Here is a 21,395-nt window from a genome sequence, read left to right as displayed (position 1 = left end):
GAGACGAACCCACATTCAGGGATTCGTCTCCTTTTTGTATATTTGCTGCTTTGGCTTGGCTGCTGGAGTGCGCATGCTTTGCACCCCTCTATTCGTCATATAATAGGTATAACGAAAATTTCCAATTTCTGATGTTTTACATTACCATATTGACTGAGATCATTGGAATAGTTAACCAAAATAATAAAATAGGCGTACTTCAAAAGGAGGAAGCGTGTTATGAAGCTGCATCGAGCCATTGTGGTGGATGATGAAACCTTTACTCGCAAAGGGCTGCTTCAACTCATGGATTGGCAAGCCTGTGGTTTTGAAATCGTAGGAGAAGCTGATAACGGTGAGGATGCGCTGGAGCTAATCAGCCGTATTCACCCGGACCTGGTCATTACCGATATTCGTATGCCTGTGCTGGACGGATTAGAGCTGATCCGGTCTGTGCTCGAACAGAGTACAGAACATCCCGCGTTTATTATCTTAAGCGGTTATAGTGATTTTGCTTATGCGCAGCAGGCAATCCGCTATGGGGTTCATGATTTTATGCTTAAGCCGATTGATGAGGGTGACTTTTCGGCTACACTGCGCAAGCTGAGTGAAAGACTGCATCGTGAACAACAGAATGCACAACGATATCAGAATCACCATGCAGGTGGGCTGTTAGAGACTGTGATGATGAACCCAGTGGATGATGTAGTGGTGACACAGTGGGAGCAGCAGCTGCGGCTTGGGGAAGCCACGTATATGTACTATGTACTCGTCGAGCTGAATGACCAACATCCCTGGCGCTCCGGTGACGATGGTGTCATGCTATCACTTTTTCAGTTCAGGGAGCTTATAGAGCAAGCGCTTCATCGTTTAATGGATGGCAAGTACCCTCTCTATGTTCATGAGCATCGTAACCGGATTGGTCTTATCGTACCGGACTTCTTTTTGGGGTGTTTTGAAGGCAAGGTCGAAGTTTTTATGAAAGCGCTACAACGAGAGATAGAGGGGATGAAGACACTAAAAGGTCAGCTGGGAAATCGGGTTTTCGTTTATGCAGGAAAGCCTGTGAATCGGTTGCAGGATATCCAGCAGTCCTACGCCTGTGCAAAGGAAGCAGTGCTCCATAAATACATTTATGACAATAGCGGTATTGTTGTATATCTACGGGAGGGAATGCCACCACTTCACTATAAGACCATCCCTCAGGACGTACTGGATCGCTTGACGGAACAAGTTGAGGAACTGCGGTTGGATGAGCTGCGTGTGGCCGTGGATTATTTATTTAGTAGTTTTCGGGAGGAGTGTTATGCACCTGAGGCTATGAAAATGAGTCTGCATCAATGCTTACTTAGTATCGTTCGGGTCATTCAAAACATGCAGGGAAATGAGCGCTCACTTCAGTCACTAGAACCGATGATGAACTGGCAGGACATGAACCTGTCCCTGGGTGAACTACAGCGATTGTTTACAGCTTTTGCAGAGGAAAGTGGAAGGTATATTGGGGTTCTGCGCAAGGATTGTCAGCAAGGAGGCATTCAGCACATCCGTGCTTACATTGAGCAGCATGCCGCCGAGAATATAAGCCTGAAAAGTATTGCGGCTCGCTTTTACATGAACCCGGTATACCTCGGTCAATTGTTCAGAAAAACGTATGGTGTGTACTTTAACGAATTCCTGCTGAAATTGCGCGTTCAGGAGGCGAAACGCTTGTTGCGGCAGACGGATCTGCGGATTTATGAAATTGCTGAGCGCGTGGGCTTCGGCAGTTCAGACTATTTTGTTACCCAGTTTGAAAAGATGGCGCACGCCACGCCTAGTGAATACCGCAATAGTCTGAGTATTGGCGACGAGTCAGAGAGGGCCGGCGAATGAAGATGCTGAGAATGACTCTTGATCATGTACGACTGCGAGATAAAATGCTGCTGCTTTATTTTCTCTGTGTTTTTACGCCTGTAGTGCTGACCAATCTTATTTTTTACCATGTCACCTCGCAAAACGTGAAGGAACAGCGTATGCAGGATATTTCGCGCGCACTGGAACAGATTAAAATTGAATTTTACCGTGAATTTGAAGATGCGATGGAAATCTCGTCTATCTTTTATACTGATCATCAGCTCAATGAGGTATTGGAAGAAACATATCCCCACCCTGCTGACTATATCGCCGCTTATGACTCTTATTTACGTCATATCTTGAACAACACTTACAGTCCTGCATACCATTCCGTAGGTGGAATTACGATCTACACCAATAATTCAACGCTGCTGAATTCCGGGGGAATCAGCTTTATAGATGAGGGAGTCAGAAGTTTGCCCTGGTATACCAAAATCTCGCCTGGACGCCAGTCCAAGCCTATATTTGTACGTACCGATGACAGCACAGGTGAACAGATGTACCCTTTTAGCCTGATTCGGCGGATGAACTACTTTTATTCCCAAAATGGTCGTGAAAAAATACTGAAAATAGAACTGCGAATGTCGTCCATTCGGGAGATTTTCAATAACCTGAATTTGCAGGGAAGTCTCTTTCTGCTGAACGAACGAGGGGGAATCGAATATACAACGGACCCCAAAGTGGATATAAACCACAAACATGTAGCCTATAACACTCTCAAGCTGCCCGAGGACACGATGGAGTTCAAGACGAATTATGTGCTTACGAGCAATCTGAATGGCTGGAGCATTGTGGCTGCGGTATCGAGAGATGCAGTGCTGTATGAAATGCAGGAATCTCGCAATTTTGTGCTCTTGTTAACCTGTGTAAATATGCTGCTGCCTACATTAATCATTATTTGGATTACACGTTCGTTGAACGTGAGGATTCATCGTATTTTAAAGCACATGAAGAAGGTGAAAAACCAGCATTTTGAGCTGATTCGCGGTACAGAGTCGAGAGATGAAATCGGGCAATTAACAGGTGAGTTTAATCGGATGACGCTGAAAATAAAGCGACTGATTAACGATGTCTATATGGCCGATATTCAGCGAAAAAATCTGGAAATTCAGCGCAGACATGCTCAGTTGAATGCACTTCACAGCCAGATCAACCCGCATTTCCTGTTCAATGCGCTGGAGACGATTCGCATGCGGAGCTTGATGAAGCATGAGGATGAGACAGCGCGCATTATTCATAACATGGCACGGATTTTCCGCAATTCGCTGGTGTGGAACAAGGATCGGGTTACTTTGCGGGAGGAGCTGGAGCTGATCCGTTGTTTTCTGGAAATCCAGCAATATCGCTTTGGTGAGCGAATACAGTACGAAGTGCAAGCGCGCTCTGAAGACCTGGACAATCTGCTTCCCAAAATGGTCGCGCTGACACTGGTTGAAAATGCAAGCATCCACGGCATTGAGCCGCTAAAGCATGGGGGACGCATTGAGATACATTTTGAGCATGAGGAAGGACAACTGATTCTAACGGTTCGGGATGATGGGGTGGGCATGTCTGAGGAGCAGGTACAACGCTTATATGGTTACATGCAAAGGCAGGAAGAAATGGGTGAGCGTATAGGTCTACAAAATGTCATCTATCGTCTAAAACTTTACTACGGGAGCCGCTTTGAGCTTGCCATTCGCAGCGCACCCGGCGACGGTACGGAGATTCGAATTAGGATTCCTGCGGATCGGGAGTGAGGGTAGACAGCAACGCCTATTTTGCTTTGAAGGACCTTTACCTATAGTTTTCTAAGTAACACCTTTAGATTGACAGGTGAACGAAATGAACAGCATTTTATAAAATGAAAGTGCTTACAATTTAGGGAGTGCGGGATTTTCAGTGCTTGAGGTACGTGCGCACGATATTCACACACAATCGACAAAAGAGGACGAAAGGGGAGGGTCTGGCATGACAAGCAAAAGGTTCGGAATCATCACTCTGGTAATGGTTATGATGGCGTCTATGATCGCTGCTTGCTCAGGGAGCTCGGGCAAGGAGCCAGCGTCAGGAGATAGCAAGGAGAAGGTCACATTCACGTATTTTAATGCCACTGCGGGGAGGGACATTAATACCAAAGAAACGCGGATCGGCAAAATCCTGGAGGATCAGACGGGGGTAAACTGGAAGCTGGAGCATTTGGTGGGTGATTCCAATACGAAGATCGGTACATTTATTGCCAGTAACGATTACCCGGATGTGATAGTACCGGATGGCACGATCGATAAGCTGCTTGATGCCGGGGCTTTTATTCCCCTGAATGATTTGATCGACAAATATGGACCCAATATTAAGCGTGTATATGGACCGTACTACAACTTGATGAAGGCGGAGGATGGGAACATTTACTTTCTGCCGCTCAGTGCGGTTGTAGGCGATTATTTACCTGCACCTAACTTAGAGCAAGGAGCCTTTTGGGTGCAACGCAGGGTATTAAAAGAAGCGGGATATCCAAAAATCAAAACACTTGACGAGTATTTAGCCCTGATTCGTAACTATGCGAAAAAGCATGCAGATGAGGGATTGACTGGGTACCTGGCGTTAACCACGCAGGATAGGTTTTATGCTCTTACGAACGCACCGATGCATCTGGCAGGCTATCCGAATGATGGCGGCACGATTATTGATATGAAAACACACCGGGCCACGGATTATGGAGATATGGAAATCACAAAGCGGTATCTGAAAGAGCTAAATCAGCTCAATGTAGAAGGCCTATTTGATAAATCGTCCTTTGTGGACAATTACGATCAATATCTGGCGAAGCTGACTTCGGGTAAGGTGCTGGGCTTTTTCGACTACCGCTGGCAGGCGGGGCAGGCCCTGAATAATCTGCAGGAGGCTTCCAAGCAATCGGGCAATGATGATATGGAGTATATAGGGCTGCCTGTTGTATACGACCAGAATATAAAGGATCAGTACATTGATCCGTCGTCATTCGTTAATAACCGAGGCATAGGAATTACGGTCAGTGCCAAGGACCCGGTACGTATCATCAAATTTTTTGACAACCTGCTGACCGACGAAAACCAGGTGTTATCCAACTGGGGAATCAAGGGAGAAACCTATGATGTAGATAAAAAAGGACGCTTTTACCGGACTGAGGAGCAAATTAAGCAGACTGGTCAGGACGCGTTCCGCGAATCATTCGGGTTCAAATATTTTGAATACAGTTGGCCGCGATACGGTAGCGGTTCTACCCTGCCTGACGGCAACTCCGTTGGTGCCGGACGGCAGCCGGAGGTTGCGCGTATGTCCTACACCGAGGGAGATAAAAAGCTACTAAAAGTCTATGGTGTAGAGTCCTTCTCGCAAATGTTTTCCGCACCAGACGAGCGCCCATGGTATCCGGCCTGGAGTATCCCAATTGCTCAAGGTTCACCTGCGCAGCTCTTCCAGCAAAAGAAGGGGGACCTGCAGCGCAAATATTTCCCGCGTTTGGTGCTGTCTGCACCGGAGCAGTTTGATGCGATATGGAGTGAATACACTACTGAATTCAACAAGCTGGATGTAAAGGCGTATGAGGAGCTGATCACGAAGGAGGTTGCCAAAAAAATCGAGAATCCCGGTAAAAAATAAAGGAGGAAGCAGCTATGGGCCACTCGTCACCACCAGCAGTCACGATCTTCCCGGATCAGTTGCCGCCCTCGCGGCGAACCGGCTTTAGGGGATTTATGCACAAGCTGAATCAGCAACGGGCACTGGTATGGATGTCCGTCCCTTTTTTAATCTGGCTGTTTATCTTCAAGTATTTGCCCATCTGGGGCTGGACAATTGCCTTTCAGGATTTTAAGCCTGCCCGCAAGTTGCTCGATCAGCAATGGGTCGGATTAAAACATTTCCATTTTCTATTTCAGGATGAACACTTTCTGCGGGTCATGCGCAATACGCTGGCGATGAGCTTTATTAATCTGGTGCTGGGCTTTGTCACCGCTATAACATTAGCGATTTTGCTGAATGAGCTTCGCCAGCTCGTATTTAAGCGGGTGGTACAGACGATCAGCTATCTACCGCATTTTATTTCGTGGGTGGTCGCGGCTAGCATCATCAGTACGGCGCTGTCTGCGGATGGCGGCATCATCAATGAGGTGCTGATGTGGCTGGGGTTGATTAAGGAGCCTATTCTGTGGCTGGGCGAGGGAAGCTATTTTTGGGGCATTCTCGGTGCATCGGAGGTATGGAAAAATGTCGGCTGGAACACCATCATTTATTTGGCTGCGATGACGATGATTGATCCCTCGCAGTATGAAGCGGCCGAGATGGATGGAGCAGGGCGTTTTCAGCGGATTTGGCATGTGACATTACCCGGATTGAAGCCTGTATTTATCATCCTGCTCATTATGAACATCGGCAATCTGCTGGAATCCGGCTTTGAGCCGCAATACTTACTGGGCAATGGCATGAACGTGGATTATTCGGAGAATCTGGATATTTTCGTACTGAAATATGGTATCCAGATGGGTAATTTCTCGCTTTCCATTGCTGCTGGGATGTTCAAAACGGTAGTCAGCTTCATCTTACTGTTTAGTGCCAATCATATTGCGAAGCGGTTAGGGGAGGAGAGATTGTTCTGAGAAAAGAGTGAGTTATGGTGGGGGGACGGCCGCTTCGCGTGCGGATTGTTCTTCCGATCGCTGTTATCCCCGTATTCCTTTTTATCATAAAACATTAGAGGTTGGAATCCGGGGCTAGCTTATGCTTACGATGCGAGCTTTCCTCTGGAAAGCTTTTAGCCGAACGCTCCGCTTCTTCAGAACAATTCCGCCCGCTCCGCTGTTGCCCGCCATAAAGTCACTTTTTTAAGAACTGAGGGTAGTGGCAAGGGGAGAGCTTAAGGAAGACGCGTGACTCGCGCTTCCTTGGGCGTCATGATAGCTGGCTCAGCTTCGCTATCGCCATTAGAGGCTGTTTTTTAGGACTGTGCTATTCGAAGGAGATAGCAGAGGGTGCGCGATCCAAATGCCTAAACTATTTTTTAGAAAGGAGCGGAAGTCATGGGCAAAGGGAAGGCCGTACACGGGCGATTTCGGGCCCCCTCGGATCGAATTTTTGATGCGTGCAATATCGTGTTTATGCTCTGCCTGATGGTGTTCACGCTGTATCCGTTTTTAAATACGCTGGCGGTTTCGTTGAATGAAGCGAATGATTCGATTCGGGGCGGGATCTATTTGTGGCCGCGTGAATTCACGTGGAGTAATTATGAATATGTGTTCAAGGAAGCGACGATTTTCCATGCTACGCTGATTTCTGTATTACGTACGGTTGCGGGTACGGTGACCTCTGTGTTTTGCTGCGCGATGGTGGCGTATACGATCAGCCGGCCGGAATATGTGCTGCGCAAATTTGTTTCGATTGCTTTTATTTTAACGATGTATTTTAGCGGTGGATTGATTCCAAACTTTCTCCTGATTCGTGAGCTTGGGATGCTGGGGACTTTCTGGGTGTATGTCGTGCCGGGATTGATCGGGGTGTTTAATGTGATTGTCATTCGCTCCTTTATTGAGGGATTGCCGGAAGGGATTTTAGAGTCGGCGCGTATTGACGGGGCTGGGGAGTTTGCCACTTTTATGCGCATCGTTTTGCCGCTGTGTGTTCCCGTACTGGCGACGGTGTCGCTGTTTACAGCGGTCGCGCAATGGAATTCCTGGTTCGATGTGTTTTTGTACAATTCGTCATATGAGCAATGGAGCACTCTTCAATATGAGCTGATGAAAATACTGCAAAATTCCAACACGTCTGTTAACACTCAGGACTATGCGAGCCAATTCGCTGGTTCGGAAAATCTGGCGAAGTCGGTCACGCCTACCTCAATTCGGGCCACGATGACGATTGTCGCTTCAGTGCCTATTATTTTAGTTTATCCTTTTTTGCAAAAATACTTTGTGAAGGGTATGACCTTGGGAGGTGTCAAAGGATAGTAACTGAAATCCAATGGTGCCCAATACGAATTCAAAAAATTTGAGTACGGGAGGGATTGCTTTGCGGTCATGTTGGGTTAAGCCTTTTTGTCTGGTGCTGGCTGGAGCGCTATTGTTATCGCCTGTTGGTTGGTGGGGAGCATCTGTAGCGAAGGCAGCTACGTCTATAGAACATTCCCCGCCCGTTGCGGATACGGTGCTGTCAGCGGGTAATATCCATAAAACCATTGGAACGTATGGATTTGAGCAAGGAAACAGCGATGGCTGGAAGCCTCGGGGAACTTATACCCAAATTGCATCCGTCACGGAAGCAGCATATGGCGGCACGCACAGTCTGAAGGCAACCGCCCGCACAGAGGCTTGGAACGGGGCGGAGCTGGATGTGAAGTCGCTGTTGCAGCCGGATGTAGAGTATGAAATTAGTGGCTATGTGAAGCTAGATGGTCATTCTGCGGTTCCGAGCATGGTTAAACTTACAGTGGAGCAGCAGCCGACAGGTGGGACTACGACATGGAAGATGGTAGCGCAGACGGAGACGGCGGATACATCGTGGATCAAACTTCAGGGGAAATATACTTTTACCGGGGGGATGGATGCATTGAAGCTGTATGTGGAAAGCTCGAATCCCGCGCAGGCCTACTATGTGGATGAGGTAGAAATAACACAGGTATCGAAGACGCCAACGGAGCCGGCCAATGGTATCGTATCTGGGTTTGAAGATGGTACGGCTCAAGGATGGGTGTCCCGTATGGGAGCCGAGACCGTGCAGGTTTCGAATGCCGATGCACGAACTGGCTCATACAGTCTGCTGACAACAGGCAGACAAAAGACATATGCCGGACCCAAGCTGGATGTGACTGCTACGATGCAAAAGGGCAGCCGATATATGGTCAGTGCCTGGGTGAAGCTGGCGCCGGGTGAGCAGCCTGCCAAGGTGAGGCTCAGCATACAGCGTGATCACCAAGGGGATAGTGCGTATGAAACTGTTGTAGGCGACACGGCTACTACGACAGGGGGATGGATGCATTTGTCTGGTACGTATACGCTTGCGCATGATGCAGACACCGTTTCGATGTATTTGGAAACGGCAGAAGGAACGCCTTCCTTTTATATGGATGATTTCGAGCTGTCACTTGTACCACCACTAGCTATTGAAAAGGACATTCCTTCTTTGCATGGATTATATGGGGGACAGTTTAGCATTGGCACGGCGATTGAAGCTTTCCAGACCGAAGGGGCTTACGGAGAGTTGGTACAGAAGCATTTTAACAGCGTCGTTGCAGGGAATGCGATGAAGCCAATCTCCTTACAACCGTCCGAGGGACAGTTCCATTGGGAGGAAGCAGACCAAATTGTGCAGTTTGCTAGACAGCATGGATTGGAGATTCGCTTCCATACTTTGGTGTGGCATAACCAAACTGGGGATTGGATGTTCAAGGATAAGAATGGACAGCCGATGACGCCGACTGCTGAGAATAAAAAGCTTTTGCTGGATCGGCTGGAGACGCATATTCGCGCTGTTGCAGTCCGATATAAAAATGTCATCACCGATTGGGATGTGGTGAATGAGGTCATTGATCCTGATCAGCCGGATGGCATGCGCCGCAGCAAGTGGTATCAGATTACTGGTACTGATTATATTGAAAAAGCATTCCGTGTCACGAGGGAAGCGGCGGGCCCGAACGCACGACTATTCATTAACGATTACAACACACATGAGCCGAAGAAACGGGATTTTCTGTACAATTTGGTACGTGATCTGCTCGCTAAAGGCGTACCGATTGACGGGGTAGGCCACCAATCGCATATCCGCCTGGAGTTTCCCGCTATTAGCGAGATTGAGCAGTCCATAGAAAAGTTTGCTTCGCTTGGTCTGGACAATCAGATTACCGAGCTGGATATGGGTCTTTATTCCAATGACACAGATCGCTATGAAACGATTCCAGAATCTATGCTGGTCCGGCAGGCTCACCGCTATCGGGCGCTGTTCGATATGTTTTCAAGGCAGCAGAATCATATCAGAAATGTGACGATTTGGGGTACGGATGATGGAAATACGTGGCTCAGCACGTTTCCGATAGCCCGGCTGGATAAGCCGCTACTATTCGACGAACGGTTAAAGGCCAAATATGCCTATTGGGCACTTGCTGATCCGTCCAAAGTCCCGCCGTTGCCAGCGGGGAATAACCAATGAATAGTTTGAATGAAACAGAGGAATAGAGCTGTTCAAAAGGAGAGCTGGAGCTATGGCTACCTTACGCTATACGAATCCGGTTGTCCCCGGATTTTATCCTGATCCGAGTGTGATACGTGTCGGAGAAGATTATTACATGGCGGCAAGCTCGTTTGAATACATGCCGGGCTTGCCCATTTTTCATAGCCGAAACCTGACCGATTGGCGGCAGATCGGGCATGCGTTGAACCGGCGCAGTCAGATTGATTTGTCCACTCGCAAAAGCTCGGAAGGCATATATGCGCCCACACTGCGCTATCATCAAGGTGTTTTTTATCTGATTACGACAGATGTGATGGGGATAGGTAATTTTTATATCACATCTGTGAACCCCGCTGGGCCTTGGTCAGACCCGATCTGTATTCGTTACGGGAATATAGATCCGTCTCTGCTATTGGATGACGATGGGAAAGTGTATGTGACCGTACAATCCGGGGCAGATGCCGAGTCGCATATTATCCAGTATGAGATTGATATCACTACAGGTCAGGCATTGACAGAGCCTATAGCGATTGCTCACGGGGATGGCGGCGTATGGACCGAAGGGCCGCATCTGTATCACATCGGCAGCCACTATTATTTGCTCTGCGCATGTGGCGGAACGGGGCGTGATCATCGAACACTCGTGTATCGTGCGGAGGGCCCTTACGGTCCGTTCGAGCGTATGACAGAGCCGATGCTCACGCATAACGCTCTCCCTGCACATCCGATTCAGAACACAGGTCATGCCGAATTGGTTGAGGACACTCGCGGGGACTGGTGGGCTTTTTTTCTCGGTGTCCGTCCGGTGGTGGACATCGAGCCTGTGGCTGACCGCTTGGAGGCTGTCGAGCCTCAGGCTGAGGTACCACCTTCGTATAGCGTGCTCGGACGCGAAACCTTTCTGGCCCCCGTCCGCTGGACAACGGACGGATGGCCTACGGCTGACAACAACGCAGGCACGGTGCAATTGCACATGTCTGTAGACCGTCAGCCATTCAGTCTGGCGGAGCAGGCTCGCCCGCCTGCTTCTGCGCCGCTCGCGCCTGCAAAGCGTCATAGCTGGCGCGATGACTTTGGTGGTCAGCGGCTGGACTTCCGTTGGGCTGCTCTGCGCAGGCTGTGTGAAGCCTGCATCAGCCTGGAAGCGCGCCCCGGATGGCTAACGCTCATCGGCAATCGCCACACGCTGCTGGACGAAGCGCCGAGCGTATTCCTCGGCACCCGTCTGCGGCATCATCAGATCGCCGTCCGTAGCCGGCTTTATTTTCAACCACAGCATGAGGGCGAGGAAGCCGGCCTTGCGGTACGACTTAATGAGCACGGTCACTTTACGCTGGGTATTCGTCGGAATGGAGAAGGCAACATGCTTACTGTAGTGGTCTCGGTCGCAGATCAGGGAAAACGAACCGAATGGGTCTCTGTACCGCTGGCGGCTCCTGATATACCAAGCGGTGAAGGTATGGAGCTTCGCATCCTATCCGATGCGTATCATTTCGCCTTATCTTATGCTGTGCGTCCAGGCAACTGGGTACTGCTCGCTACGGTTCCGGCTTTTGTAGTCTCATCTGAAAGCAATGGCGGTTTCACGGGAGCGCTGATTGGCATGTATGCTGTATCGACCGTCGCTGTAGATGAACCGGTATCTGTCGCCGCGACTCCCGCATACTTTCAATATTTCTCCTACGATGGCTTGGACTATATAAGCCATATAAGCCAAACCTGAAGAATAAACGTCCAAACGGTGTAGATAGGAAAGTCGCCTTATACAAGCATAAAAGCAGGCTGTCCTTCGCATGTGACATGTAAAGGACAGCCTGCTTTGTTATCGTAAAGGAATTACATTTTTATTCCAAATTGGCGTGTTGGCCAAACATAGATTTGGAGGTCAGCTTGCGCAGCTCCATCGTTCTGAGTACCAATGCGTCACCGTATAACAGCAGGGTTTGTTCAAACAATGAGCCCATAGGCTGAATCGTTTGGTAGTCCTTGTTGGACGGGTCCTTGGCCGCACCAGGCAGCTTGACGATGATATCGGCCAGTTTGCCAATGGTGGAACCCGGGGAAGTGGTTAGAAGCGCCAGAGAGGCCCCAAGTTTCTTTGCTTTTTCTGCCATGGAGGTCAGGCTTTTGGTTTCACCAGAGCCTGAACCAATAATGAGCAGGTCGCCCTCGCTCAAACCAGGAGTTACGGTTTCCCCGACTACGTAAGCTTGAACCCCCATATGCATTAGCCGCATCGCCAGCGAGCGAATCATGAACCCTGAGCGGCCTGCACCTGCCACGAATACCTTATTCGCAGCGGCGATGGAGTGGATCAGCTGCTCCGATTCTGTATCACTGATCAATTGTGGAACCAATTGCAGCTCCTTGAGTACCTCGGATAAATATTGAGAGGTTTCCATTGGGATTAACCTTGTTTGATGAGCTGTTGCATTTGGGAAGCTACAGCCTTTTTGTCGTCCTCGCCAGTGATACCACCGCCGACGATAACCAGATCCGGTTGAGCCTTCACGACCTCAGCCAAGGTGCTCAGTTTAATACCGCCAGCCACGGCAGTTTTGGAGTTTTCCACGACTTTTTTGACGGTTTGCAGTGCTTCGAACGGGCTCTGTCCTTCAGCTTGCAGATCGTAGCCTGTATGCACACAGATGTAGTCAACGCCCAGAGCGTCGATTTCTTTCGCACGTTGCTCCAGGTTTTTAACACCGATCATGTCCACCAGGATTTTTTTGCCGCCTTGTTTTTTCGCTTCTTCTACTGCACCTTTAATTGTCGCATCTTCAGCTACAGCCAAAATCGTAACGATATCTGCACCAGCCTCGGAAGCTTTTAGCACTTCATAGCCCCCTGCATCCATAACCTTCAGGTCAGCCAGCACTTTCAGATTCGGGAATGCTTCTTTCATTGCTTTTACTGCATGAAGTCCTTCATTGATGACAATCGGCGTACCGATTTCTACGATATCAATATACGACTCTACTTCTTTTACCAATGCAATACCTTGCGGGATATCTACTAAGTCTAAAGCCAATTGAAGTTCCATGTTATTAACTTCACTCCTTAAGTGAATTTATATTTTGATGAACAGGTACATGCTCTGTTGAGTATTACTCTATACTTTGGTTTCATGCACAGGTTTGATTGTAAGGCCCCGATATCCGATTGAAAAGTACGCACTAATTCGTAACGTAGTTACCCCGACGATACTATAGCATCATAAAAACCATTCATGAGAGAGCCTGCATTTTATCTTCTTTAGCATTATTTCTATAAGGGGAGTCGATTATTCGTAACCAAGGATTTTGCAAAAATCCCATAAGCGACTTCCAATGAACAAGATATAGATCGAAATGGTTTAGTTCGTCTATATCTTGCACTTCGGAGCGACTGGAATCGAATTTTGCAAAATCCATAACCATACACAGCAATGTAAGGTTGCAAAAAAAGAAGGTAGCGATGATTAAATTGACTTCAAGTTAGGTTTTGACTATATTTGTAATATACTGGTATGCAAAAAATGGAGGCTAAGAGCATAACTACCCTGAAGAGTAGCCGCTGTGCTAAGGGGTAATCGCAATTTTCAGGATAGGGAGGCGGGTTTTAGTGGAAGAGGTCCTGAACCAAAGGGAAGCCATTTATTTGTTGTCGGACAGCCACGAACTCGATAAAGCTTGTGAGTTGTTTAGAATCAGCTACACACATAATGATTGGGATGAAGCGAACAAAGTAGCAGATTATCTGCATACGTTGGCTGAAAGCCTGTATCACACCCAACTGAGAAATGCTGCAGACGGCAAGTATGAGACATTGGACACCAAACACCCGCTAGTGTTTTATTATGCTTACAGTTATCTGGCGAAGTCTATTTACTATCAGAATATGGGAAAGTATGAGGAAGCCAGAAACTATATTATGAAGTATAGCGAAATGGGCTGGTTTATGGGGCTGGATCAGAGCGGTCACGAAGAAGTAGAGAGATTCCGTTTCCTCGCCAAGGCCAATTTATTTACGATTGAATTACTTTCGGGGAGAAGGGAACTTTTGCCTGAGTACGTTCAATTTCTTCACGACAATGAAGAGGAGCTACTTCCAGGATTGGTTGGTATTGCCGAAGCGGCTAACTTGAATAATTGGAATATAGACGACCTGCTGAACGATTTTGCTGATGATATTAAGATATTTGAAGGTTATGAAGATAGAGCAAACCGCGTATATTATTTAAAACTGGTCAACCAATTGGCCATTTACCATTTCAAGAAGAAGCAATACTCTGTTGCCTTAAATTATGTCCTTGATTCTCTGCAATTCTCTGCCAGTGTAGAAGCGGATGCCGATTTCAGGACATTGGTTGCTCTGTTTGAAACTTATCGAGATTTGGCAACACCATCACAGCAAGAGCAATACCAAACCATTTTATTAAGGGGGCTTCATAATGAAAAAGGCATTAATCTCGGTAACTATGGTCTTGGCGTTTCTTAGTATTGCTCTTCCGGTGGGAAATATTTTGGGAGGGTTAGACCCAGTGTTTCCTTCAAATCATGGTGTTTTTTCTTATACTGCTTGAGTTTCAGATTTAGACCATCAAGCCCGATAGGGCTTTTGTACATAAAGGGAGCACACTTTTACGCATTTTGCGATCAGTGTGCTCCCCTTTTTTATCCCAAGATTTATTTTATGGCATACGAAGTCAGGTCATTGGCCAGATGTTGCATCGTTTCACTCGCCTTTTGCATACGCTCCATCACTTCAGTGAAAGAGCCTACCAGAGTCGCCTGCTCCTGAGAAGAAGAAACAATTTGCTCAATTTCCTGCTCCATTTGACGAATGGAGTTTTGTACATCCTTAAGGGCTCCTTCAATATCGAACGTCGCCTTTTTGGATTCTACGGATAGCTTGCGCACCTCTTGAGCGACGATACCAAAGCCTGCCCCTGCTTCTCCCACACGCGCGGCCTCGATCGCTGCATTCAATCCAAGTAGGTTGGTTTGATCGGAAATTTCCTTGATGAACACAGCTACCTGATTGATTTTACCCGAGTTTTGTACGGCGATTTGAGTGTTTTTCAAAATCTGTTCACTGGTTGCCTGAAGCTCCTCGGAATGAGCCGCTACATGCTGTACCATATCAATGAGCTGCTCGGTGATGGAGCGATTCTCGGATACGATTTGATCCAGTTGATTTTTGTTAGTCAAATTATAAGAGGCCGCAAATGCTGCGATGACTTCACCTTTCTCGTCAAATACAGGGATACTGATCATATCAAGAGGAAACCCCAGAATTTCAGCAGGAATGTGTGTCAGGCTGGGCTCACGTCCATTTTTAAGCATGGCAAAATCTTTATAGTCCTCGAGCAGCTCCGAGCCTGTTTCAAAGCCGAGATCCATACCCTCCGATTGGGTATACATAAGGACATGAGTGCGGTCGAAGAGAGCAAGGGTCACTTTCTCACGCATAATCTGTTGTATGTAGGGAATGGCTGCAATTAATGCATCTATTGTATTCAAATAGATAACCTACCTTTCTTTACTAGATATATTTTTTATAGTCTCGTATATAGTTGTCGGTCTAAAGACGGATAAAAGTTATAAAGATATTGAAAATTTAAAGGGAAATGAAAGCTTCAGAAAAAAAGGCATACCGTTTCCATTACGGAACGATATGCCTTCTATTTAATCTTAACGTGTCAGTGCTGTGTATAGGTAGTTCACTTGCCGCGTTGCTCGAACAGTTGTGCGATTTCCACAATAACCTTGGTAGCAAGTACCATGTTGTCCACCGATACATATTCAAACTTACCGTGGTAATTCTCCCCACCTGTGAAAATATTCGGGGTAGGCAGTCCCATGTAGGATAGCTGTGAACCGTCTGTACCGCCACGAATCGGCTTGATAATAGGTTCGATATTCAGCTTTGTCATTGCTTCATAAGCGACATCGACGATATGCTTGACTGGCTCTATTTTCTCTTTCATGTTGTAATACTGATCTCTCAGCTCCAGCGCAATACGGTTTTCTCCATAAGCGGCCTGCAGCTCTTTGACTACATTTGTTAAATAAGCTTTCCGTTTTTCAAAGCTCTCGCGGTCAAAATCACGGATAATATAGTACAGTTTAGCTTGTTCTGCCGTACCTGTAGACTCCAAGAGATGATAGAAGCCATCATATCCGTCTGTATATTCCGGGGCTTCGTTTGCAGGTAACCGACTATGCAGCTCCATAGCGATTTTGGCAGCGTGGATCATTTTGTTTTTAGCCGTACCGGGATGCACATTCACACCGTGAATGGTAATATGGGCGGCTGCGGCGTTAAAGCTCTCATACTCCAGTTCTCCGAGCGGTCCGCCGTCTACCGTATAGGCATATTCAGCGCCAAAAGCGGCTACATCAAAGCGTTCCGGTCCTCTTCCAATCTCTTCGTCCGGTGTAAAAGCAACGCGAATTTTGCCATGTTGAATTTCTGGATGGTCAATCAGGTAGTGGATAGCTGTCATGATTTCTGCGATCCCGGCTTTGTTGTCTGCACCGAGCAGGGTGGTACCATCTGTTGTGATCAGGGTGTGGCCTTTATATTGAGTCAGTTCGGGAAACTCACGTGGAGAAAGAACCACACCAAGCGAAGCATTCAGCGTGATATCGCCCCCATCATAGTTTTCCGTCAATTGCGGCTTTACCCCTGCGCCAGTCAGCTCGGTAGCCGTATCGAGGTGAGCGAGAAAACCGATGACGGGAACCTCTTTATCCGTATTGGAAGGAAGGGTTGCCATCACATAACCATGATCATCAATGGTTACGTCTGTCATACCAATGGCTTTCAATTCGCCCACCAAAAGGTTGCCCAATGTGAGCTGTCCGGGTGTAGTGGGGCAAGTGTGGCTGCTTTCATCAGATTGGGTATCTACCTGAACATATGTAGTTAGGCGGTCAATCAGTTCCTGTTTCATGTGTGTATCCTCCTTGGTGTCATTTCTATTATGGTACGTATTTTATCATGATTAGGCTTATAATATGAAAAAAATGGTTGACCCTTTTCGGAATGACGGGTTGTGTTGCACAGGGGAGACGAGTAAGATAATAGTAAAATAAAAGTAAAAATAGAGTAAAACCATTAAAGGAGTCTGCAATGCCTACGTTAAAAGATATCGCCCAGGAGGCAGAGGTTTCGATATCCACGGTCTCCCGAGTGCTGAATTATGATGAAACACTGTCTGTATCAGAGGAAACGCGACGTAAAATTTTTGAGGTTGCCGAGCGCATGAAATATACGACGGTTAAACGTAAAAATGGCGGTATTGGTCGTCAGCCCCGCAAGAAGGCAGAGGGACCCATCCGGTTGGGTATGGTGCACTGGTTTAGCGCGTACGAGGAACTGGAAGACCCTTATTATCTGTCTATCCGGTTTGGCGTGGAAAAAGAGTGCCGCCAAAGCGGGGCGCAGCTGGAGCGTATTTTCAGAAGAGAGGACCTGACTGCGCTGAAGGCGTCATCCGAAGGGCTACATGGGCTGATCGTGCTGGGGCATTTTAGCAGCGAAGAGGTAGAACGTATGCTGGAACTGCCCATTCCTTGCGTCTTTCTGGATCATCCGGTAGAGCGAACAGGGGCAGACTATGTGGTCATTGACCTTGCTCACGCTGCGGCTGATGCACTGGATTATTTGATGGGCGCAGGCCATCGTCACATCGGATATGTAGGTATGGGCAAGGATGAGCAGTCCCATGATTCCGAACGAGTCGAGTTAGATGCCCGCTATGAGACGTTTTTGCGGTATCAGGAACAGCACAGGCTGTGCACGTCGGATGATATTCATGTGTGCGGAGGAACGGCGGCAGACGGCTTCCGTGCGATGGAAGCGGCTATTCTGGCAGGAACAGAAAGCCTGCCTACAGCCTTCTTTGTCGCGAGCGATTCGGTGGCTATTGGGGTGTTAAAGGCGCTGGAGCAGCATCACCTTGCGGTGCCGGAACGTATCTCAATTGTTGGCTTCAATGATATTCCGACAGCGGAATATTTGACCCCATCTCTGTCAACGGTCAAAACGCATACCGAACTGATGGGAGAAACGGGCGTTCAGCTCTTGCTGCATACGGTACGCAACGGTGCAAACGAGGTGGGGCGCAAGGTCATCATTCCGACCGAGCTAATGATTCGCAACAGCAGTGCGCCGCTACATACCGATACCCAATAAAATCGACGTTATTGATTTGGACAGCCCCGGCTTACCGGGGTTGTTTTTTTGATATAAAAAGATACAAAAATGGATTGACAATTGCCTTGTAAATGCTTACATTGAACATATATTTATTTTACTAAGTTTTACTCGTTATTTTTACTCAAATATTTTACTATGGTATAAGAGTGAAAAATAAAAAGTTGAGGTGACTGCCCATGCGTACCATTTTGCCGTTGAATGACCAATGGTTTTATCTTCCTGAATATGTCGAGAGAGAAGTAAGCGCAGGCATTGATGCAAGTCGGTATGAGCCAATTCAGCTGCCGCACACCAATGTAGAGCTTCCGTATAATTATTTTGACGACAAGGCATTTCAGTTTATTTCTACGTATAAAAGAGAGTTGAACATTCCGGCAGATGCCAAAGGTAAGCGAGTGTATGTTGATTTTGAAGGAGTCATGACCTATGCCCAGGTATTTCTAAACGGGCTAAAAGCGGGGGAGCATAAAGGTGGATATACACCGTTCAGCGTTGAATTGACCGAACTTGCCGAATATGGCGGCCCCAATGTGCTCACGGTCATTGTCGATTCCACGGAACGGGACGACATCCCTCCCTTTGGGGCAGTCATTGACTATCTGACCTATGGCGGTATTTACCGCGAAGTACAGCTGCGAATAGTGGAGCCTGTACATCTCGGAACGGTATTCGTCCAAACACCGGAGCCGCTTGCGGCAAATAAGGCGGTGCGCGTGGTCGTGGAGCTGGAGGGCATCAGCGATCAGCAGGACGACTTGACGGTCGCGCTGCAATTGCTGGACGGAGCGAGCGTGAAGGCGGAGACCGGGCTGGAAGCGGTGACGGCGGCGGAAGTAACGCTGGAGCTGAAAGAGCTGGGCGGCCTGCAACTTTGGGATATAGATGATCCCAAGCTATATGAAGCGAAGCTGACGCTGCTACGAAGCGGAGAAGAGTTGGATCAGGTGACCGTGTGCTTTGGCTTCCGCGAGGCCGAATTTCAGCCGGACGGTTTTTACTTGAATGGGCGGAAGATCAAGCTGCTTGGCTTGAACCGTCACCAGTCCTATCCGTACGTTGGCTATGCTATGCCTAAAAGAGCGCAGCGTCGTGATGCAGATGTGCTCAAGGAGGAGCTGGGGCTGAATATGGTACGGACATCCCACTACCCTCAGTCCCGTCATTTTCTAGACCGTTGTGATGAGATCGGATTGCTCGTTTTCGAAGAGATTCCGGGTTGGCAGCACATTGGCGGTGAAGCGTGGAAGGAGCAGGCGGTGAGGGACGTAGAGGACATGATTATCCGTGATCGTAATCATCCCTCCATTGTAATCTGGGGGGTACGAATTAATGAGTCGCAGGATGACCATGATCTGTACACGCGTACCAATGAGCTAGCACGAAAGCTAGATCCGACCCGTGCTACGGGTGGTGTGCGTTATATTGTAGGCAGTGAGCTATTGGAAGATGTATATACGATAAATGATTTTGTTCATGATGGTGGGCACAAAAAATATTTGGCGAAGGAAATTCGCAATTTTGATACGTATGACGATACAGAAGGCGTAGATGGCGAAACGACAGGCTTGCGCCAGCCGTCTCTCGTTACAAAGCTGGATCATCCGGTCCCTTATCTGGTAACGGAATATAACGGGCATATGTACCCGACCAAGCGTTTTGACCAGGAGGAACGGGTAATGGAGCATGCACTGCGCCATACGCGGGTCCAAAATGCTTCCTATGCCGATGAGGGCATTGCCGGGGCGATTGGTTGGTGTGCTTTTGACTATAACACGCATGCTGATTTTGGTTCCGGTGATAAAATCTGCTACCACGGTGTCATGGATATGTTCCGCCTGCCTAAATTTGCAGCGAGTGTGTACCGGAGCCAGAAGAACGTCGAACAGGAAATGGTTATGGAGCCGGTCACTTACTGGTCGCGTGGTGAGCGGAATATTGGAGGCATCGTGCCGCTGGTTGTGTTCACCAATTGTGATGAGGTGGAGTTCATCTACGGTCATGAGCGCAAAGGTGTTTATCGTCCGAACCGAGAGAAGTACCCGGCGCTTCCTCATCCCCCTGTCGTGATCGACGAGCTGACAGGCCACTGGGGCATGAAGTGGGAAGACGCTGTATTCATTGGATACGTAGATGGGCAAGAAGTGACCCGCAAATACTATTCACGTAATCCGGTGCCGACAGAGCTGCGGGTAGCTGCAGATGATATGGTGCTGGAAGTTGGCGATTGGGACGTAACCCGAGTAGTAGTGGATGCGCTGGACGAATACGGCAACGTCTTGCCGTTCTATGCAGATCCAGTTTCGGTGGAGGTCGAAGGGGTGGGTGAATTGATCGGTCCTTCAAGCTTATCCCTAATTGGTGGACGCATTGCATTCTGGATTCGTACGAAGGGGGAGGCTGGACAAATTCGTGTGAAGGTTTCTGCGCCTTCCCGTTTCGGTCCGCAGGAATTGAGCATTCACGTGCAATAAGGGAGCAAAGGCAACATACAATCCTACTAGCCGCTTGTATACCGTTTGAGACTTCCATTATTTAAAAAAGGAGTTGTCCGCAGATTCTGAAAGGGATCTGAGAGGGCAACTCCTCTTTGGCATAGCTTAGGGTATGTTAATCTATGAGTCTTTTAAATTGTGTCTTATTACTGAGTCACTTAACGTTACGCTCATAGATTGGAAGCATAGAATACACTATCAAACGCAAGGGAGGTGAGTTTTATGGCGATCCTTTTACCTTCGCAAATCTACAATCTCGCTGCGGGTGTGGGTAAATCCTTTTTTGAAAATTTGAAAGGCGGTAATAATGCTACAATTACCGTGAATAACACGGGTGCCAATCCGGTGGATCTGGTTGTTACACGTGTCAATGCTCCCGTGATCACGTATGTTATCCCAGCAGCCAATAGTCTGACGTTAGAAGTGGCTTTGTTGCTGGTAGCTGCTCTCCAAGCTACTCCAGCTGGAGCTGTGACAGGCACCATCCAAATTGCTACGGCTGATTTTTAACCTGTAACGACCTGACCCTCTAACTCTAGCTTTGCCGTATGGCAAGGTTAGAGTTTTTTTGTTTGAAATTTTCTGAAACTTTTTTCATATTGTGCCGATATATACATATAGCATAGCAAACAACAACATCGAAAAGGAGTA

15 protein-coding genes are annotated in these 21,395 nt (G+C 47.9%); 11 read left to right on the top strand and 4 right to left on the bottom strand.

Annotated elements, in window-relative coordinates; all coding sequences use genetic code 11:
• Positions 1-219 precede the first annotated feature (219 nt).
• The 7 genes from MKX30_RS18590 to MKX30_RS18560 all read left to right on the top strand — a co-directional run bounded on the left by MKX30_RS18590 (position 220) and on the right by MKX30_RS18560 (position 11,767).
• Positions 220-1,851 (top strand): response regulator transcription factor, encoded by a 1,632-nt coding sequence (locus MKX30_RS18590; protein WP_341063227.1) that lies wholly within the window; start codon positions 220-222, stop codon positions 1,849-1,851.
• The gene (locus MKX30_RS18585; RefSeq protein ID WP_341063226.1) at positions 1,848-3,611 is read left to right on the top strand and encodes a sensor histidine kinase; all 1,764 of its coding nucleotides are present in this window, start codon (positions 1,848-1,850) and stop codon (positions 3,609-3,611) included. The genes MKX30_RS18590 and MKX30_RS18585 overlap by 4 nt, the downstream gene beginning before the upstream one ends.
• Positions 3,612-3,822: 211 nt before the next feature.
• Positions 3,823-5,490 carry an ABC transporter substrate-binding protein gene (locus tag MKX30_RS18580; protein ID WP_023990912.1) on the top strand — a complete coding sequence of 556 codons (1,668 nt, stop codon included), beginning with the start codon at positions 3,823-3,825 and terminating at the stop codon, positions 5,488-5,490.
• 14 nt (positions 5,491-5,504) lie between these two features.
• On the top strand, positions 5,505-6,485 hold the full coding sequence (locus MKX30_RS18575) for an ABC transporter permease (RefSeq protein ID WP_341063225.1): 981 nt from the start codon (positions 5,505-5,507) through the stop codon (positions 6,483-6,485).
• A gap of 420 nt (positions 6,486-6,905) precedes the next feature.
• A complete protein-coding gene (locus MKX30_RS18570) occupies positions 6,906-7,829 on the top strand; it encodes a carbohydrate ABC transporter permease (RefSeq protein ID WP_028540826.1) in 924 nt (307 codons plus the stop codon).
• A 61-nt stretch (positions 7,830-7,890) separates the two neighbouring features.
• Positions 7,891-10,023: an endo-1,4-beta-xylanase gene (locus MKX30_RS18565; RefSeq protein ID WP_341063224.1), complete on the top strand. Its 2,133-nt coding sequence runs from the start codon at positions 7,891-7,893 to the stop codon at positions 10,021-10,023.
• Between the two features lie 52 nt (positions 10,024-10,075).
• Positions 10,076-11,767, top strand: coding sequence for a glycoside hydrolase family 43 protein (locus tag MKX30_RS18560; RefSeq protein WP_341063222.1), 1,692 nt, complete (start codon positions 10,076-10,078; stop codon positions 11,765-11,767).
• A gap of 121 nt (positions 11,768-11,888) precedes the next feature.
• On the opposite strand, the gene hxlB is transcribed toward MKX30_RS18560, so the two are convergent.
• Positions 11,889-12,446 carry a 6-phospho-3-hexuloisomerase gene (hxlB, locus tag MKX30_RS18555; RefSeq protein ID WP_075154913.1) on the bottom strand — a complete coding sequence of 186 codons (558 nt, stop codon included), beginning with the start codon at positions 12,444-12,446 and terminating at the stop codon, positions 11,889-11,891.
• A 5-nt stretch (positions 12,447-12,451) separates the two neighbouring features.
• Positions 12,452-13,087, bottom strand: coding sequence for a 3-hexulose-6-phosphate synthase (hxlA, locus tag MKX30_RS18550; protein WP_341063220.1), 636 nt, complete (start codon positions 13,085-13,087; stop codon positions 12,452-12,454).
• 560 nt (positions 13,088-13,647) lie between these two features.
• Here hxlA and MKX30_RS18545 point away from each other — a divergent pair.
• Positions 13,648-14,523 (top strand): hypothetical protein, encoded by an 876-nt coding sequence (locus MKX30_RS18545; protein ID WP_023990907.1) that lies wholly within the window; start codon positions 13,648-13,650, stop codon positions 14,521-14,523.
• A gap of 188 nt (positions 14,524-14,711) precedes the next feature.
• On the opposite strand, the gene MKX30_RS18540 is transcribed toward MKX30_RS18545, so the two are convergent.
• Positions 14,712-15,548 carry a methyl-accepting chemotaxis protein gene (locus MKX30_RS18540; RefSeq protein ID WP_341063219.1) on the bottom strand — a complete coding sequence of 279 codons (837 nt, stop codon included), beginning with the start codon at positions 15,546-15,548 and terminating at the stop codon, positions 14,712-14,714.
• 200 nt (positions 15,549-15,748) lie between these two features.
• Positions 15,749-16,984, bottom strand: a complete 1,236-nt coding sequence (gene pepT, locus MKX30_RS18535) for a peptidase T (protein ID WP_071643812.1) — start codon at positions 16,982-16,984, stop codon at positions 15,749-15,751.
• A 179-nt stretch (positions 16,985-17,163) separates the two neighbouring features.
• Between pepT and MKX30_RS18530 the strand changes: the two genes are divergently transcribed.
• The 3 genes from MKX30_RS18530 (at position 17,164) to MKX30_RS18520 (ending at position 21,254) form a co-directional block, all read left to right on the top strand.
• Positions 17,164-18,228, top strand: coding sequence for a LacI family DNA-binding transcriptional regulator (locus tag MKX30_RS18530; RefSeq protein ID WP_025721381.1), 1,065 nt, complete (start codon positions 17,164-17,166; stop codon positions 18,226-18,228).
• 200 nt (positions 18,229-18,428) lie between these two features.
• Positions 18,429-20,723, top strand: a complete 2,295-nt coding sequence (locus MKX30_RS18525) for a glycoside hydrolase family 2 protein (protein WP_341063218.1) — start codon at positions 18,429-18,431, stop codon at positions 20,721-20,723.
• Positions 20,724-20,966: 243 nt separating this feature from the next.
• Positions 20,967-21,254 (top strand): hypothetical protein, encoded by a 288-nt coding sequence (locus tag MKX30_RS18520; RefSeq protein ID WP_023990901.1) that lies wholly within the window; start codon positions 20,967-20,969, stop codon positions 21,252-21,254.
• Positions 21,255-21,395: the final 141 nt, after the last annotated feature.

This window comes from Paenibacillus sp. FSL P2-0173 (assembly GCF_038008045.1).
Taxonomy (GTDB): domain Bacteria; phylum Bacillota; class Bacilli; order Paenibacillales; family Paenibacillaceae; genus Paenibacillus; species Paenibacillus polymyxa_B.
The sequence above is the reverse complement of the archived record's forward strand: the minus strand, read 5'-3'. Positions and strand labels throughout refer to the sequence as shown.